At 71.1% G+C, this 15,614-nt stretch carries 9 protein-coding genes; 5 read left to right on the forward strand and 4 right to left on the reverse strand.

Annotated elements, in window-relative coordinates; all coding sequences use genetic code 11:
• Positions 1-287 precede the first annotated feature (287 nt).
• The 5 genes from ACIBUY_RS11425 (at position 288) to ACIBUY_RS11445 (ending at position 7,197) form a co-directional block, all read left to right on the forward strand.
• Positions 288-1,613: an extracellular solute-binding protein gene (locus tag ACIBUY_RS11425; protein WP_365573158.1), complete on the forward strand. Its 1,326-nt coding sequence runs from the start codon at positions 288-290 to the stop codon at positions 1,611-1,613.
• 7 nt (positions 1,614-1,620) lie between these two features.
• Positions 1,621-3,066 carry a carbohydrate ABC transporter permease gene (locus ACIBUY_RS11430; RefSeq protein ID WP_399152437.1) on the forward strand — a complete coding sequence of 482 codons (1,446 nt, stop codon included), beginning with the start codon at positions 1,621-1,623 and terminating at the stop codon, positions 3,064-3,066.
• Positions 3,063-3,944 carry a carbohydrate ABC transporter permease gene (locus tag ACIBUY_RS11435; RefSeq protein WP_399152438.1) on the forward strand — a complete coding sequence of 294 codons (882 nt, stop codon included), beginning with the start codon at positions 3,063-3,065 and terminating at the stop codon, positions 3,942-3,944. The genes ACIBUY_RS11430 and ACIBUY_RS11435 overlap by 4 nt, the downstream gene beginning before the upstream one ends.
• A 158-nt stretch (positions 3,945-4,102) precedes the next feature.
• Positions 4,103-6,322: a CDP-glycerol glycerophosphotransferase family protein gene (locus ACIBUY_RS11440; protein WP_399152439.1), complete on the forward strand. Its 2,220-nt coding sequence runs from the start codon at positions 4,103-4,105 to the stop codon at positions 6,320-6,322.
• Between the two features lie 44 nt (positions 6,323-6,366).
• A complete protein-coding gene (locus tag ACIBUY_RS11445) occupies positions 6,367-7,197 on the forward strand; it encodes a class I SAM-dependent methyltransferase (RefSeq protein ID WP_365573169.1) in 831 nt (276 codons plus the stop codon).
• Here the strand turns inward: ACIBUY_RS11445 and ACIBUY_RS11450 are convergent, their stop codons facing one another.
• The 4 genes from ACIBUY_RS11450 to ACIBUY_RS11465 all read right to left on the reverse strand — a co-directional run bounded on the left by ACIBUY_RS11450 (position 7,198) and on the right by ACIBUY_RS11465 (position 15,594).
• Positions 7,198-8,358, reverse strand: a complete 1,161-nt coding sequence (locus tag ACIBUY_RS11450) for a glycosyltransferase (protein ID WP_399152440.1) — start codon at positions 8,356-8,358, stop codon at positions 7,198-7,200.
• Positions 8,355-11,108 carry a CDP-glycerol glycerophosphotransferase family protein gene (locus ACIBUY_RS11455; RefSeq protein WP_399152441.1) on the reverse strand — a complete coding sequence of 918 codons (2,754 nt, stop codon included), beginning with the start codon at positions 11,106-11,108 and terminating at the stop codon, positions 8,355-8,357. The genes ACIBUY_RS11450 and ACIBUY_RS11455 overlap by 4 nt, the downstream gene beginning before the upstream one ends.
• A complete protein-coding gene (locus tag ACIBUY_RS11460; RefSeq protein ID WP_399152442.1) occupies positions 11,105-14,578 on the reverse strand; it encodes a CDP-glycerol glycerophosphotransferase family protein in 3,474 nt (1,157 codons plus the stop codon). Before ACIBUY_RS11460 ends, ACIBUY_RS11455 begins: the two co-directional genes overlap by 4 nt.
• 197 nt (positions 14,579-14,775) lie before the next feature.
• Positions 14,776-15,594 carry a TylF/MycF/NovP-related O-methyltransferase gene (locus tag ACIBUY_RS11465; protein ID WP_365573181.1) on the reverse strand — a complete coding sequence of 273 codons (819 nt, stop codon included), beginning with the start codon at positions 15,592-15,594 and terminating at the stop codon, positions 14,776-14,778.
• Between the last annotated feature and the right edge of the window lie 20 nt (positions 15,595-15,614).

The raw sequence follows: 15,614 nt of genomic DNA on the forward strand, positions 1-15,614 counted from the left end.
GCCACGGCGATGATCCGCTCGAACGCCCCCTGAACCCGACCGGAGGCCAAAGCAGGACACCTCCAACTCCCCTATCCCGTAACGACCTTGACGCATCACGACCCCGTCACGATCACCGTCTTGACAGTACGGGCACCCTTGCCGGTTCTCCCTGGTCGGGCGTAGACCAGTGCGCACGGGACAGCGCTCAGTACGTACACGTTCAGCGTTCAGGACGAGACGGGGCAGTGATGCGCAACAACCTTCGCAAGGTTCGTACACCGATACTCCGCCGGGCCGTCGTGGCCATGGCCGTAGGGTCACTGGCCCTGGCACTCAGCTCCTGCGGGGACGACAACAAGAGTGACAAGCCGAGCGGCGGTGACAGCAGCAAGCCTGCGGCCTCCGGGCTCCAACTGCCCAAGCTGGACGGCGAGTCGCTGGAGATCGCCGCCGTGTGGACCGGCGACGAGCAGAAGAACTTCAAGCAGGTCCTCTCGGAGTTCGAGAAGCGGACCGGCGCGAAGGTCACGTTCGTGCCGGCGCAGGACCCGATCATCAACTTCCTGGGTTCGAAGGTGGCGGGCGGCGCCCCGCCGGACGTGGCGATGCTGCCGCAGCCGGGCGCGATCAAGCAGGCCGTGGACAAGAAGTGGGCCAAGCCGCTCGGCAAGGAGGCCCAGGAGCAGCTCGCGAAGAACTACAGCAAGGGCTGGCAGGACCTGGGGAAGGTCAACGGCACGCAGTACGCGGCGTATTACAAGGCCGCGAACAAGTCGCTGGTCTGGTACAACGCGAAGGTCTTCGAGAACGCGGCGGCGAAGGAGCCCAAGACCTGGGCGGAGTTCCTGAGCACCGCGCAGGCCATCTACGACTCCGGTGTGACGCCCGTGTCGGTCGGCGGCGCCGACGGCTGGCCGCTCACCGACTGGTTCGAGAACATCTACCTCTCGCAGGCGGGCCCCGAGAAGTACGACCAGCTGGCCAAACACGAGATCAAGTGGACGGACCCGTCGGTCAAGGACGCGCTGACCACGCTCGCGCAGCTGTGGGGCAAGAGCGACTTCCTCGCGGGCGGCAACAAGGAGGCCGTGCAGACCGAGTTCACGAAGTCGGTCGAGCAGACCTTCACCGGCGGCGACCAGCCCAAGGCCGGCATGGTCTACGAGGGCGACTTCGCGCAGGTCAACATCCAGCAGACCAAGGCGAAGATCGGCACGGACGCGAAGGTGTTCCCGTTCCCGGCGGTCGGCTCCGGGCAGCCCCCGGTGGTCAGCGGCGGTGACGCGGCGGTCATCCTCAAGGACTCCAAGGCGTCCCAGGCCCTCGTGACCTGGCTGTCGTCCCCGGAGGCGGCCACCATCCAGGCCAAGCTGGGCGGTTACCTCTCCCCCAACAAGAACGTGGACCTGGCGGCGTACCCGAACGACGTGCAGCGCACCATCGCCAAGGCGATCATCGACTCGGGCGACGACTTCCGGTTCGACATGTCGGACCAGACGCCGCAGGCGTTCGGCGGCACGCCCGGCAAGGGCGAGTGGAAGGCGCTCCAGGACTTCCTGGTGAACCCGAAGAACATCGCGGGCACCCAGCAGACGCTGGAGGCCGAAGCGGTCAAGGCGTACAAGGACTGACGCGGCGATGACACAGGCCGCCGACGACGGCGGCCCGGAGAAGGTCTCCAAGTCACCAGCAGGATCGGGTGACTTGGCGGCCCCGGCCGGGCCCGCCCCCAGGACTCCGCACCGATTCAAGAGCGTCACCGGCACCCGCAGGACCGTCGCGCTCTTCTTCCTGTTGCCCGCGTTCGTGCTGCTCGGCGCGCTGGTCGTCTACCCGATCGGGTACTCGGTCGTGCGCAGCTTCTTCGACTCGTCGGGCGGCTCGTTCATCGGATTCGACAATTACGAGACGCTGTTCACCCGCAACGACACCAAAGCCGCGATCAACAACAACATCTTCTGGGTGGTGCTCGCCCCGACGGTGGCCACGGCGCTCGGCCTGATCTTCGCCGTGCTCACCGAGCGGATCCGCTGGGGCACCGCGTTCAAGCTGGTCGTCTTCATGCCGATGGCGATCTCGATGCTGGCCGCGGGCATCATCTTCCGTCTGGTGTACGACCAGGACCCCGGCAAGGGGGCGGTCAACGCGGTGTGGACGTCGGTGCACGACACGTTCGCCGAGTCGTCCGCGTTCCCCAAGGCGCATCCGCGGCCGAACGGGACGGTCGCCGGCAAGAGCGGCGGCCCGTACCTGACGAAGGAGCCGGTCAAGGCCGGGCAGCAGGTGCTGCTCGGGCTCGTCGGTGTCGCCGCCGACCAGATGCCGAAGGACGCTAAACCCGCCAAACCGCCCGCCGGTTCGCAGGGTCAGGTGACGGGCACGGTCTGGCAGGACTTCACGCTCGGCAAGGGCGCGGGCGGCATCAACACCATCGACTCCACCGAGCTCGGCTATCCGGGCATGCGGATCGAGGCGGTGAAGGGCGGCAAGGTGGTGGCCTCCACGAAGGCGGCCGCCGACGGGTCCTTCACGCTCCCGGCCGCGGCGGACGGGGCCCGACTGCGCCTGCCCGCCTCGAACTTCAAGGAGGCGTACAACGGCGTCGACTGGCTCGGCGACAAGAAGTTCTTCACGGTCCACCTCGGCGGCTTCGACCTCTACCTCAACATCGTCACGACCTCGATCATGGTCGCGTACGTGTGGATGTGGGCGGGCTTCGCCATGGTGCTGATCGGCGCCGGACTCGCCGGAATTCCACGGGAGTTGCTGGAGGCGGCGCGGGTCGACGGGGCGACCGAGTGGCAGGTGTTCCGCCGGGTCACGGTGCCGCTGCTCGCGCCCGTGCTCGGCGTCGTCCTCGTCACGCTCATGATCAACGTGCTGAAGATCTTCGACCTGATCTTCATCATCGCGCCGGGCTCCTCGCAGGACGACGCCAACGTCCTGGCGCTGCAGCTGTACCGCTCGGCGTTCAGCGAGGGCAACGAGGGTCTGGCCAGCGCGATCGCGGTCCTGCTCCTGCTGCTCGTGATCCCGGTGATGTGGTTCAACATGCGCAGGCTGCGACGGGAGGTGCGGCGATGACCACCGTCGACGAGACAGTGAAGCCGAAGCGGTCCGTCGCGGCCCGCATCGGGGAGAAACTCAGCGGCGGCCTCCTGCAGTTCGTGCTGATCCTGGTCGGCGCGCTGTGGCTGGTGCCCACCATCGGTCTGCTGTTCTCCTCGCTGCGCACCCCCGAGGACATGTCGGCGAGCGGCTGGTGGAAGGTGTTCAGCAAGCCCTCGCAGCTCACCTTCGACAGCTACAGCAAGCTCCTCGAGAACTCCGACATCACCAACTCCCTGATCAACACGGCCCTGATCACGGTGCCGGCGACGGTCCTGGTCATCGTGATCGGCTCGCTGGCCGGGTACGCGTTCGCGTGGATGGAGTTCCCCGGCCGCGACTGGTGGTTCCTGCTCGTGGTGGGGCTGCTCGTGGTACCGGTGCAGCTGGCGCTCGTGCCGATCGCCAAGCTCTTCGGCGACATCGGCATCTTCGGCTCGCTGATCGGCGTGATCCTCTTCCACGTCGGATTCGGGCTCCCCTTCGCGGTGTTCCTCCTGCGGAACTTCTTCGCGGAGATCCCCCGTGAACTGCTGGAGGCGGCCCGCCTTGACGGCGCGGGTGAACTGCGTCTGTTCCTGCGGGTCGTGATGCCGCTCGGCGGTCCGGCGATCGCCTCGCTCGGCATCTTCCAGTTCCTGTGGGTGTGGAACGACATGCTGGTCGCGCTGATCTTCACCGACACGGACAACCAGCCGATCACGGTCGCCCTGCAGACCCAGGTACGGCAGTTCGGCAACAACGTGGACGTGCTCGGCCCTGGTGCGTTCATCTCGATGGTGGTCCCGCTGGCCGTGTTCTTCGCGTTCCAGCGGCAGTTCGTGACCGGTGTGATGGCGGGCGCCGTGAAGTAGCGGCCGCCACAGGCGGATTGGGGGCGGGCCGGGGATTCTCGGCCCGCCCCTCATCACGTCCGTCCCGACGTCCCCCGTATGCCACATCCGGCGTAACCCGACGCTTGCGTCGGCCGTTGCCGGGCAGTATGCCCGCGCCGACCTCTGGATGTGCGACCTTGCCCCGGTTCAGTGTCATCGTCCCCGCGTACAAGGTGCAGGCGTATCTGCACGAGTCGCTCGCCTCGGTCCTCGAACAGTCCTTCACGGACCTCGAAGTGATCGCGGTGGACGACTGCTCGCCGGACGCCTGCGGGGAGATCATCGACGAGTTCGCGGCGCGTGACGCCCGCGTCCGCGCGGTCCACCTCGACGAGAACGTCGGACTCGGCCGCGCCCGCAACGCGGGCCTCAGGCACGCCACCGGCGACTACGTCCTGTTCCTCGACAGCGACGACAGCCTCACCCCCGGCGCCCTGCAGGCGATCGCGGACCGCATCAAGGAGACCGGCTCGCCCGACGTCCTCCTGTACGACTACGCGCGCACGTACTGGGACGGCCGCGAGGTCCGCAACGAGTACGCGCGCCTGCTCACCGAGGAGGGCTCCGCCCCCTTCCAACTCGCCGACCGCCCGGACCTGTTGAGGGTCCTGATGGTGGTCTGGAACAAGGCGTACAGCCGCGAGTTCATCGAGCGCGAGGGCTTCTCCTTCCCGCCCGGCTACTACGAGGACACCCCCTGGACCTATCCGGTCCTGATGGCCGCCGAGTCGCTCGCGACGCTCGACCGCACCTGCGTGCACTACCGCCAGCGCCGCCAGGGCAACATCCTCGGCACGACCTCCCGCAAGCACTTCGACATCTTCGACCAGTACGAGCGGGTCTTCGACTTCCTCGACCAGCACCCGGACCTGGACGAGCTGTGGCGCCCGGTGATGTTCCGCCGCATGGTCGACCACCTGTCGACGATCTTCACCAAGCGGGGGCGCCTGCCGCGCCGCAGCCGCGCGGAGTTCCTGCGCAAGTCCCGCGCCCACTACGCCCGTTACCGCGTCGCAGGGGCGCGCGTCCCGCGCCGCACGCGCCTGCGCCACGCCCTGGTCCGCCTCGGCTCGCACCGCACGTACCGCGCCCTGTGGCTGGCCCTGCGCCTCAAGACGCGGGCGAGCCGGTACGCGGCCACGGCCCGCCGCACCCTCAAGGCAGCGGCCCTGCAACTGCACTACCGCATCCAACTCCGGCTCCCCGTACGGCAGAACGAGGCGGTCTTCACCAGCTACTGGGGGCGCGGCCACGGCTGCAACCCGGGCGCCCTGGAGGAGGCGTTCCGCGAGCACGCCCCGCGCGTGCGGACCTCGTGGATCGCGACGCCCGAGCACCACCACACCGTGCCCACCGGCACCCGCCGGCTGACCCCCGGCACCGCCGCGTACTGGACGGCCCTCGCCCGCTCCAAGTACCTGGTCAACAACGTCAACTTCGACCGCCGCCTGGTCAAGCGCCCCGACCAGGTCTTCATCCAGACCCAGCACGGCACCCCGCTGAAGAAGATGGGTCTCGACCTGCAGGACCACCCGGCGGCCGCCCGCGACACGGACTTCGCGCAGCTGCTGCGCAACGTCGACAAGTGGGACTACGTCCTGTCGTCCAACCGCCACTCCACCCTCACCTGGGAGCGCGTCTTCCCGGCCTCGTACACGACGCTGGAGTACGGCTACCCGCGCAACGACCGTCTGTGGAAGGCGAGTTCGGACGAGGTCGCGCGCATCCGCCGGATGATCGGCATCCCCGAGGGCGCCGTCGCGATCCTGTACGCGCCCACGCACCGCGACTACCGGATCACCCAGCGCCTCACGCTCGACCTGGAGCGGATGCTGCGCACGCTCGGCCCGCGCTTCGTGATCCTCACCCGCGCCCACCACGCGTACGCCGAGCCGCTGTCCGCCGCCACGGGCGGCCGCCTCATCGACGTGTCGGACCATCCGAGCGTCGAGTCGCTCTGCCTCGCCTCGGACGCGCTGGTCACGGACTACTCGTCGCTGATGTTCGACTACGCCTGCCTGGACCGGCCGATCGTCGTGCACGCCGACGACTGGGAGGCGTACGAGGCGGCCCGCGGCACCTACTTCGACCTGCGGTCCTTCCCGCCGGGCGCGGTCGCGCGGTCCGAGGACGAGCTGATCGACATCTTCGCCACCGGCCACTGGCGCGGCTCGCGCTCGGCGCAGCTGCGGGCCGCGTTCCGCGAGCGGTTCTGCACGTACGACGACGGGCGCGCGGGCGAGCGCGTGGTGCGGCACGTGGTGCTCGGCGAGCCGGCGCCCGCGGCGGGCGCCGCCACCGGCGTACCGCGGCAGGGCACGGACGCGACGACCCCTTCTTCCCTTCCCACCATGTAATCCCCCACATCCCACGCATCCCCCACATCTGTACGGGAGTTGACATGCAGCAAGAGCTCGACGCCCTGCCGCGCCCGGCCGCCCTCCACGAGGTGAAGGGCTGGTTCCACAACATCGACCAGGTGCTCTTCGACTGGTTCCTGACCCGGCAGCGCGAGCGCGGCCAGCAGGGCGACCTGCTCGAACTCGGCGTCTATCTCGGCAAGAGCGCCATCTTCATGGGCCAGTACCTGGAGGAGGGGCAGACGTTCACGGTCTGCGACCTCTTCGACTCGCCCGCGGGCGACACGGCCAACGACAAGGAGATGAACAAGTCGTACAGCACCCTGACGCGTGCCGCGTTCGAGGCCAACTACCGCGCGTTCCACGAGGAGTTGCCGCGCGTCGTGCAGGGCCCTTCGCACGTGATCACGTCGCTGGTGGACGCGGACAGCTGCCGGTTCGTGCACGTCGACGCCTCGCACCTGTACGAGCACGTGCACGGCGACATCGCGGCGGCCCGCGAACTCCTCGGCGAGGACGGCATCGTGGTCCTCGACGACTTCCGGGCAGAACACTGCCCGGGGGTGGCCGCCGCCACCTGGGGTGCCGTCGCCACGACGGGCCTGAAGCCGATCTGCATCACGGCGACCAAGTTCTACGGGACCTGGGGCGCCTTCGAGCCGGTGCGCGGCGAGCTCGGGGCGATGCTCGCCGGGCGCGACGACTTCTGGCACGGGGCGGAGGAGGTCGCCGGGCACTCGATGATCCGCATCGACGGCCGCAAGGCGCGGATCCCGGCCCAGCCGAAGTCCCGGTACGAGCAGGCGCCGCAGCCGGTGACCGCAGCGGCCCCCGCGTCGAAGGGGCTGCTGCGGTCGCTGCTGGGTCGGTAGCTAGCGCTCCAGGAGGCCGAACAGGTCCTCCCACATCTTGAGGACCCGCTCCTCGGAGAACCGCTGGACGTTCTGCCGGGCCCGCTCTCCCATGGCGTCCCGCATCCGCGGGTTGCCGGTCAGGCGCAGCAGGCGGTCGGCGAGCGCGTCGAGATCGCCGAGCGGGGCGAGGAGGCCGTCCTCGCCGTCGCGGACGATCTCGCGCACGCCCGGCGCGCAGTCGAACGCGGCGCACGGCACGGCGCTGGCCATGGCCTCCATGAGCGCCAGCGGGAAGCCCTCGCCGCGGGAGGACTGCACGAACACGGAGGAGGAGGCGAGTACGCCGGGCACGTCGTCCGTCCGGCCGAGCCACTTCACCGATCCGTCGAGCCCCAACTCCGTGCACTGCTTGCGGAGTTGGGGTTCGTCCGCGCCCGCCCCGTACACGTGCAGCTGCCAGTCCGCGCGGAACGGCGCGACCTTCGCCCACGTGTCGAGCAGTATGTCGACGCCCTTCTGGTCGGCGAGCCGGCCGATGGACGCGACGACCTTCTCGGTGCGCGGCGAGGGGACGGCCGGGAGATGGGCCAGCGCGTTGGGCATGAACCCGACGTTGTCCATTCCCTCGGCCGTCCAGACGTCGGCGTCCTCCTGGGTGAGCGCGAGCCACCGGTCGACGTGCGGGTAGTGCCGCTTCACCCAGTGGTAGCGGTGGCAGGCGCGGGAGTAGGCGAACGACTCGTGGCTCATGCCGACGACGGTGAGGTGCGAGGTGTCGATCTCGCGCAGCCACTCCATCGGCCACACCTGCGTGACGACGACCACGGACCCGGGCCGCGCGGGCGCGAGGATCGCTTCGAGCCGGGCGACGGCGCGCTTCTTGTCGGCGATCCTACGGGCCTCACGGCGGCGCGCGGCCACGCTGAACCGGCGGGCGCCGCGCAGCGGCCGCGGGGTCGGCGGATGCTGCTTGTAGAGGCTGGTCACCGGGTAGTCCGGGGCCTCGGGCACCGCCATCTTCAGGTCGGACTCGTGGACGCCGATGACGTGCACGCGGTGCCCGGCGCTCGTGAACAGGCGGGCCATCTGGTGGGTCCAGGCGGTGACGCCGCCGAGCTCGTCGGTGGTGTTGGCGACGAGGAAGAGGTCCCGGGTCCGCGTCGTGAGGGTGGCGGTCACTTGCCTGCCTTTCGCGTGAAGAGGGCGTCGACGACGGCACGGGCGGCGCCCCCGTCGTCGTAGGCCCCGAACTCGGCGGCGAACGCCCGCCGCGCCTCCTGCCAGTCCTCGTCGGCCTCCTTGATCCCGGCGAGCACCCGGTGCAGCTCCTCCTGCGTCTCGACGACGGGCCCGCCGGCGCGGGCGCGCAGGTCGAAGTAGCTGCCGCGGTCGGCGGCGTACGCGTCGAGGTCGGGCGCGAAGTGCACGAGCGGGCGGTCGAGGAGGGCGTAGTCGAACATGATCGACGAATAGTCGGTGATCAACACGTCGGCGAGGCAGAGGAGTTCACTGACGTCGTGGTGGGCACTGACGTCGACGACGGTGCCGGGCGGGGTGACCGGGAGGGTCGCGGCCTCCATGTAGTGGGCGCGCACGAGGAGGGTGTGCGTGTCACCGAAGCGCTCGGCGAACTCCCGGATGTCCAGCGGAAGTCGGACCTTCTTGTTCTTCGGCGTGCCGCGGAACGTGGGCGCGTACAGGACGACCGTCTTGTGGTCGGGGATGCCGAGCTCGGCGGCGAGCGCCGGGCGGGGGAAGCGGCCCTCGCTCTCGTCGCGCTTGCGGGCCGCGACGAGCCGGTCGTTACGGGGGTAGCCGACGCGCATCAGGCGGTCCTCGCCGATCCGGTAGGCGGCGGCGAGCGTGGCGACGTCCTGCTCGGAGCGGACGAGGAAGTGGTCGAACCGGCCGACGGCGCGCGCGAGTTGCTCGCGCTGCGGGGCGTTCTGCGTCTTGTGCCGGATCTCGTCGAAGCCCATGCGCTTGTACGCGGAGCCGTGCCAGGTCTGCAGGTACGTGGTGTGCTTCGGCTTGTCGAGGGCGTGCGGGAAGCCCTGGTTGTCGACCCACCATTCGGCGCGGGCCAGGGCCCACAGGTAGCGCCACGACCAGCGTCGTACGAGGGTGGCGTCCTTCGGGAAGCCGGCCGGGTCCTTCGCGTACGACCACACGACGCGTGCGCCGCGGCGCCGGGCGATGAGTTCCTCGTGGATCGCGCGGGGGCTGTCGCCGTAGCACTTGCCCATGTGGCTCTCGAAGACGACGGTGCCGCGGCTGACCGGGAGGCGGCACAGCAGGCGCCGGTAGACCCGCGTCTTGAAGCGCTGCGAGTGCAGTGCGTCGTGCGTCTTGCGGACCTTCTTCCACAGCTGCTTGATCCTGCGCGCGGGGCGGAAGGTGGTGGCGTAGCGGGCGAGGGCGTTGGCCTTGCGGGCGGGGCGGCGGCGCGGCAGCAGGCACACGGCGAGGTGGTGCTTCGCGGTGACGTACGGCTGCCAGGTGTCGGCGGTGAGCCGGGTCAGGCGGGGGCGGGCCGGGAGGGCGGTGCCCTTGGCCTGCACGGTGTCCTTCTCGGCGAACAGGTCGAGCGGGGGCAGGAGTTGACCGTCGACGGCGAGCCGCAGGCGCGGGTCCCAGACGCGGTCGCCGATGCCGCGCGGGCGCAGCACCTTGGTGAGCGGGACGGTGGCGCGCCAGGCGATGACGTCGCCGGTGAGCGCCACGGAGTCGACGGGCACGGTCACGGTCTTCTCGCCCGCGTCGCGCACCTTGAAGTCGAGCAGGGCGGTGAGCGTCTGCCCCGCGTCGAACAGGGCGGGCGGCGCGACGACTTCGCCCTCGACGACGAGGCGCCCCTTCTCGCGGGTGCAGCGGGTGACCCGGTTGAGGAACCTGAGGGTGCTGAACTGCCGGTGCTGGTGCCCGAGTTCGGTGACGTCGTACGCGTCCTCGGTGTGCCCGGCGCTCCAGTGGACGCGGGCGCCGTCGCGGACGAGGGGGGCGACGACGGTGGCGGGGCGGTCCAGGGCGTAGGCGGCGCGGAGCACGCCGTCCGCGTCACCGTCGGCGAGGAGGCGCACGGCGACGCGTTCGAGGGGTTCCAGGCCGGCGAGGGCCCGCTCGTCGACGAGGTCCTCGATCAACTGGGCGTGTGCGGCAGCGTGTTGCGCCCGGGCCGCGCGGTCGAGGCCGAGGTAGGCGCGGGCGCAGGGCACGACGTGGTCGGTGAGGAAGGCGCGGGCCCGCTCGGCGCGCAGCGCGGGGTCGGCGATCGCGGCGAGGGCGCGGCGCTGCGCGTCGGCCGCGGCGGGCAGGTCGCGCAGCGGGGCGGGGGCCGCGCGGCGGGAGGTGATCAGGTTCGGGACGAGGGCGATGCGGCGGGCCGCGAGGGCGAGTTCGATCCCCTGCGCGGCCCCTTCTCCGTGCAGGGCGCGGCGCACGCAGTACCCGGCGTCCAGCGCGTCCCGCGTCAGCAGTTCCGGCGCGGCGGCCGCGTCGTCGACCACCCGCGACCGCGCGTACAGGCCGCTCTGCCACGCGGGCCCGCGCTCCTTGGTGCCGTTGCCGGTCAGCCGGGTCCAGCGGCCCGCGACGAGGTCGGCGTCGGTGCGGCGTGCGGCGGCGTACAGGTTGCGGCAGGCGTTGCGCTCGAGGAGTTCGCCGGGCGCGAGGGGCAGGACGTAGGTGCCGCGGGGGGCGCCGACGCGGATGCGGTGGGGGTGCTCGGCGGCCAGGGCACCGTCCGCGCCGGGCCCGACCAGTACGGCCTCGGTACCGGCCAGGGTCTGGTCGAGGACGGAGCGCACGGTGGCGCGCAGGGCGGCACGGTCGGTGCCCTCGGGACAGTCGACGACGACGCTGACGTCGAAGAGCTCGGCGGCGGAGGAGACGGGGGCGGCGGGGGCTGCGGGGTCAGTAGGGGCGCTCATCGGCGGCAGCCCTCCGTTCCGTGGCTGAGCATCGCGTCGGCGGTCCGGGCCGCGGCGGTGCCGTCGTCGAGGTCGCAGAACGCCTCCCGGAAGCGCGCGTACGCCTCCCGGTGCCCGGCGACCGCCGCGTCCGGGTCCAGCAGCGCGGCGATCACCTCGTCGCTGGTGCGCAGGAGCGGGCCAGGGGCCTTGGCGGCGAAGTCGAAGTAGAAGCCGCGCAGGGTGTCCCGGTAGTGGTCGAGGTCGTACGTGTGGAAGAGCATCGGGCGGCCGGTCTGCGCGAAGTCGAACATCATCGAGGAGTAGTCGGTGACCAACACATCTGCGATCAGCAGGAGTTCGGCCGCGTCCGGGTGGCGGGAGACGTCCCGTACGAAGTCGGAGACGGGGACCGCGCCGCCGACCAGGTAGTGGCGGCGGACGAGGAGGACGTGGTCGTCGCCGAGGGCGGCCTCCGCCGCGGCGAGGTCGAGCTGCAGGTCGAGTCCGTAGCGGCCCGACCTGCGGGGCTGGTTCTCGCGCCAGGTGGGGGCGTAGAGGATGACGCGTTTGCCGTCGGGGATGCCGAGGGTCTCGCGGACGGACGCGGCGAGCTTGTCGCGGTCGGGAGCGTGCAGCACGTCGTTGCGCGGGTAGCCGGAGGCGAGGACGTCGCCGGTGTAGCCGAAGGCGCTGCGCAGGATGGGGGTCGAGAAGCTGTTGGGCGAGACGAGCAGCGACCACTGGTCGGCGCGGGCGGGCAGCGAGGCGATGTACTTGGTGTCGGCGGAGGCGCTGCCCATGAGGTCGCGGCCGATCCGCTTGAGCGGGGTGCCGTGCCAGGTCTGGACGACGTACTGGCCCTCGGCGCGCTCGAACCACTCGGGCAGGTGCGTGTTGGTGACGATGTACCGGCAGCGGGCCAGCGCCTCGTGCCAGGCAGCGCTCCACAGGGCGACGGGCGTGGCGCCGGGCGGCAGCTCGACCTGCTGGTCGCGCACTACCCACAGGTGCTCCAACTCGGTGCCGCGGGCGAGGAGTTCGTCGAAGACGGCGCGGGGCGAGTCGGAGTGCTGGCGGCCGTCGAAGCTGACGTAGAGGACGGCGTCGCGGCGGGGCAGGGTGCGCTGGGCCGCGTAGGCGGTGCGCAGTGCCTGCTGGGCGCCGCGCCCGCGGTCGGACTCGGGCAGCGACGAGCCGGAGGTGAGCAGCAGCTGGTCGTGGTGGCGGCGCTGCACGATGAACTCGCGGCCGTCCAGGGTCCGGGTGAGCGGCAGTTCGGCGTGCCGGGCGGGTGCGACGAGGACGGGCACGCGGCGGTCGGGGTCGCTGTCGCCGCGCTCGCGCAGGTACAGGTACCAGTGGCCCTCGGCGAGCGGCAGCGTGCCGGCCGGTCCTGGCAGCGCGTGCGGCTGCAGCGCGGCCTCGAAGCGGCCGTCGGCGAGGGTGACGGGGACAGCGGTCTCCTCGTCGTGGCCGCTGTGCACGAGGACCAGCTCGCGCCGCCCGGCGCCCGGGTAGCTGCCCGCGAGCAGCAGCCGGCCGCCCCCCTTGTCGGCGACCCACTGGACGGTGTCGACGACGGGCCGCACGGTCTGGTCGCGGAGCTCCGCGTTGCCGGACGGGTTGGCGAGAATCATCAGCTCGCGGCCGCCGCCGAGGCCGTAGCGGCCGGGGGCGATGTCGGGGCGCACCGCGAGCGAGGACCAGGTGCCGCCCTCGCGGACGAGGCCGACGCCCCAGGGTTCGGCGGCCCCCTCGGCGCCGCCGAACAGCGCGAGCGGCACCTGGGCGCTGAACGCCCGCCCCTCGACGGCGACCGGCAGGTCGTGGGACTCCTTGGTGCGCCAGTTCTCGACGCGTACGGCGACGAGCCCGCCCGGCGCCCCGGCGGCCAACTCGCCGACGATGCGCACCCGTTCGCCGTCGCCGGAGTGCTCGACGAGCCGCGCCTGAAGGCGTTCGGTGCGCAGCCGGAGGCGGCCGCCCTGCAGGGTCGGCGCGATCCGCAGGAAGTCGTCGAGGTGGCGTACGGGTAGCGGGCACGGGCCGCTCATCCGTACGGGCCCGGTGCGCGGCAGCGGGCTGCCCGCGTACGCGCCGAGCTCCAGGTTCCAGGTGGTGCTGGCCCGCCCGGTGACGAGCTTCGCCGGGTCGACGACCGTCTCGAACCCGGCCCGGTCGTAGCTGTGCAGGCCCTGCCTGGAGGAGAGCGTCGCCTCGCGCGAGCGCACGGTGCGCAGCCGCAGCGGGACCGCCCGGCGCTTGCCGGCCCGCAGCCAGGCGATGCGGGCTCGGGCGCCGATGCGGCCGGCGGGCATGTTGCGGACATACGCGTAGCCCTTGAGCCGGAGCTTCCCGTCGTCCTCCCAGGCGGCGTGCGTGACGCGGGCGTCGAGCGGCAGGTCCGCCTTGTCCAGGCCGGCGACCTTGCGGGGCAGGCGCCCGGCGAGGACGGGGAAGTCGGCCTTGCGGCCGCGCAGTCCGCGCCGCGCCTTGAAGGTCCCCGGGTTCGCCTGCTCGTACGCCATGAAGGCCAGCAGGTCGGTCATGCGGCGCTCGCGGACGAGGTGCCAGCGCACGCGCAGGCCGAGCGGCAGTTCGTCGAGGACGGCCGGATCGACGCTGTCCGCGAAGGCGTTGGCGTGGTCGAGGAACGCCTCGTGGTAGGCGGAGTCCCCGTCGGGCAGGGCCTGCATGAACATCCACAGGTCCCCGGCGAGGACGGTGGAGTCGTAGCGCCGCTTGCCCTCGCTCCACTCGTCGCGCTCGCCCAGCAGACGGCTGACGAACGTGCAGGAGGCGGTGCGGTCGTGGATGGCGCGCGGGACGGCCCGCTTGTTGGAGATGGAGCCGTCGCGGTCGCGCCACAGGTAGACCGTCTCGGACAGGACGTCGACGGAGCGCGCCTTGAAGTGGGCGGGCAGTACGACGGGGATGTCCTCGAACAGCACGCCCTCGGGGAACGCGAAGGAGTGCTCGTCCCAGAAGGCGCGCCGGAACACCTTGTTGCAGGCGATGCGGTCGGCGAGCAGGTCCCAGTCGCGGGTGACGTGGCTGGCGGTGCGGTCGGTGGCCATCGCCTTGCGGAACATGGGCGACTGTTCGGTGGAGCCGTCGGCGCGCAGCCGGAAGACGTTGCCGGTGACGAAGTCGGAGCCGGACGCGTCGAGGGCGTTCAGCATCAGCTCGTACGCGCCGTCGGGGATCACGTCGTCGCTGTCCACGAAGGCGAGATGAGTGCCGCTCGCGTGCCGGACGCCGGTGTTGCGGGCGGCGCCGAGCCCGGCGTTGGACTGCTCGACGAGCCGGAACCGGGAGTCCCGGGCGGCGTGTGCGCGCGCGATTCCGCCGCTGCCGTCGGTCGAGCCGTCGTCGACCAGCACGACCTCGAGGTCCGGCATGGTCTGCGCCGACAGCGACTCCAGGCAGGCGCCGAGATACTCCTCGACGTTGTAGATGGGGACGACGACGGTGAGGCGGGGTGTCATGCGCTGCGCACATTCCTTCCGGCGAACGGAGATGAACCGGCGATGGACCTTCGACGGACCTCTGAGGGACCTACTCGTTAACAACCGGTGCCGCCGGTCACGGTCACCCCGCCTGGTCCATACGGGTGATCACGGATCGGCCCCCGCGTCGTGCGACGCGGGGGCCGATGATCAAGTAAGCGCAGGTGGCGGGCAGTTCACGGCTTGACCGCGATGCGCCCCTCGTCCATGCGGAGCAGGAGCAGCCGCTCGCCGGTCTGCTCGAGGAACTCGTCGACGGCCTGGCGCGAGCCCTGCCAGTAGCCGTAGTCGTCGATGAGGAGGACGCCGCCGGGGACCAACCGGTCGTAGAGGTGGTCGAGTTCGTGCTTGGTGGAGGCGTACCAGTCGGTGTCGAGCCGCAGGATCGCGATCTTGTCGGGGGCCTCGGCGGGCACGGTCTCCTCGACCTTGCCCTGCACGTAGTGGATCCGCTCGGCCGGGTAAGGCACCTGCTGGAAACCGGACTTGACGTCGTCGAGGGTCGCGTACGCCCAGATCGCCTTGTCCTTGGTGTTGCGGGCGAGGATGTCGGCGGCGGGCATGCCGTCGCGCCGCAGGTCCTCCTCGGTGGGCTCCGTCATCCCGTCGTACGTGTCGAACAGGTACAGGTCGCGGTCGGCGACCCCGCAGCTCAGCAGCGTCTTGGCGCAGGCCTGCATCGAACCGCCGCGCCACACGCCGCACTCGACGATGTCGCCGGGGATGCCGTGCTTGACGACGTGCCGGGTGGCGAGGATGAACGCGTTGAGCCGCTCCGGGGACGTCATGGTCCACGGCTTGACCGCGCGGATCGTCTCCTTGGCCTCGTCGTCGTAGTCGACCGGCAGATTGAGCCCCTTGGGCTTCGCCTTGGGCGCGGGCTTCGGGGCCGCGGGCTTGGGTGCCGCGGCGCGCGGAGCGGGCACCTGCGGGCGGGTCAGCTGGTATCCGGTGAGCGTCCGGAGTGCGCCGTTGACGGCGTTCTTCCATGCCATGGGGCGGGACACTACGCGCA

Origin of the sequence: Streptomyces sp. NPDC050085, assembly GCF_044460595.1 — a bacterium.
Classification (GTDB): Bacteria; Actinomycetota; Actinomycetes; order Streptomycetales; family Streptomycetaceae; genus Streptomyces.

What these genes read in the sequence shown, in the direction of transcription:
- ACIBUY_RS11425 (WP_365573158.1), top strand. Translation starts at nt 288, where the DNA reads ATGGCCGTAGGGTCACTGGCCCTGGCACTCAGCTCCTGCGGGGACGAC.
- ACIBUY_RS11430 (WP_399152437.1), top strand. Translation starts at nt 1,621, where the DNA reads ATGACACAGGCCGCCGACGACGGCGGCCCGGAGAAGGTCTCCAAGTCA.
- ACIBUY_RS11435 (WP_399152438.1), top strand. Translation starts at nt 3,063, where the DNA reads ATGACCACCGTCGACGAGACAGTGAAGCCGAAGCGGTCCGTCGCGGCC.
- ACIBUY_RS11445 (WP_365573169.1), top strand. Translation starts at nt 6,367, where the DNA reads ATGCAGCAAGAGCTCGACGCCCTGCCGCGCCCGGCCGCCCTCCACGAG.
- ACIBUY_RS11455 (WP_399152441.1), bottom strand. Translation starts at nt 11,108, where the DNA reads ATGAGCGCCCCTACTGACCCCGCAGCCCCCGCCGCCCCCGTCTCCTCC.
- ACIBUY_RS11460 (WP_399152442.1), bottom strand. Translation starts at nt 14,578, where the DNA reads ATGACACCCCGCCTCACCGTCGTCGTCCCCATCTACAACGTCGAGGAG.
- ACIBUY_RS11465 (WP_365573181.1), bottom strand. Translation starts at nt 15,594, where the DNA reads ATGGCATGGAAGAACGCCGTCAACGGCGCACTCCGGACGCTCACCGGA.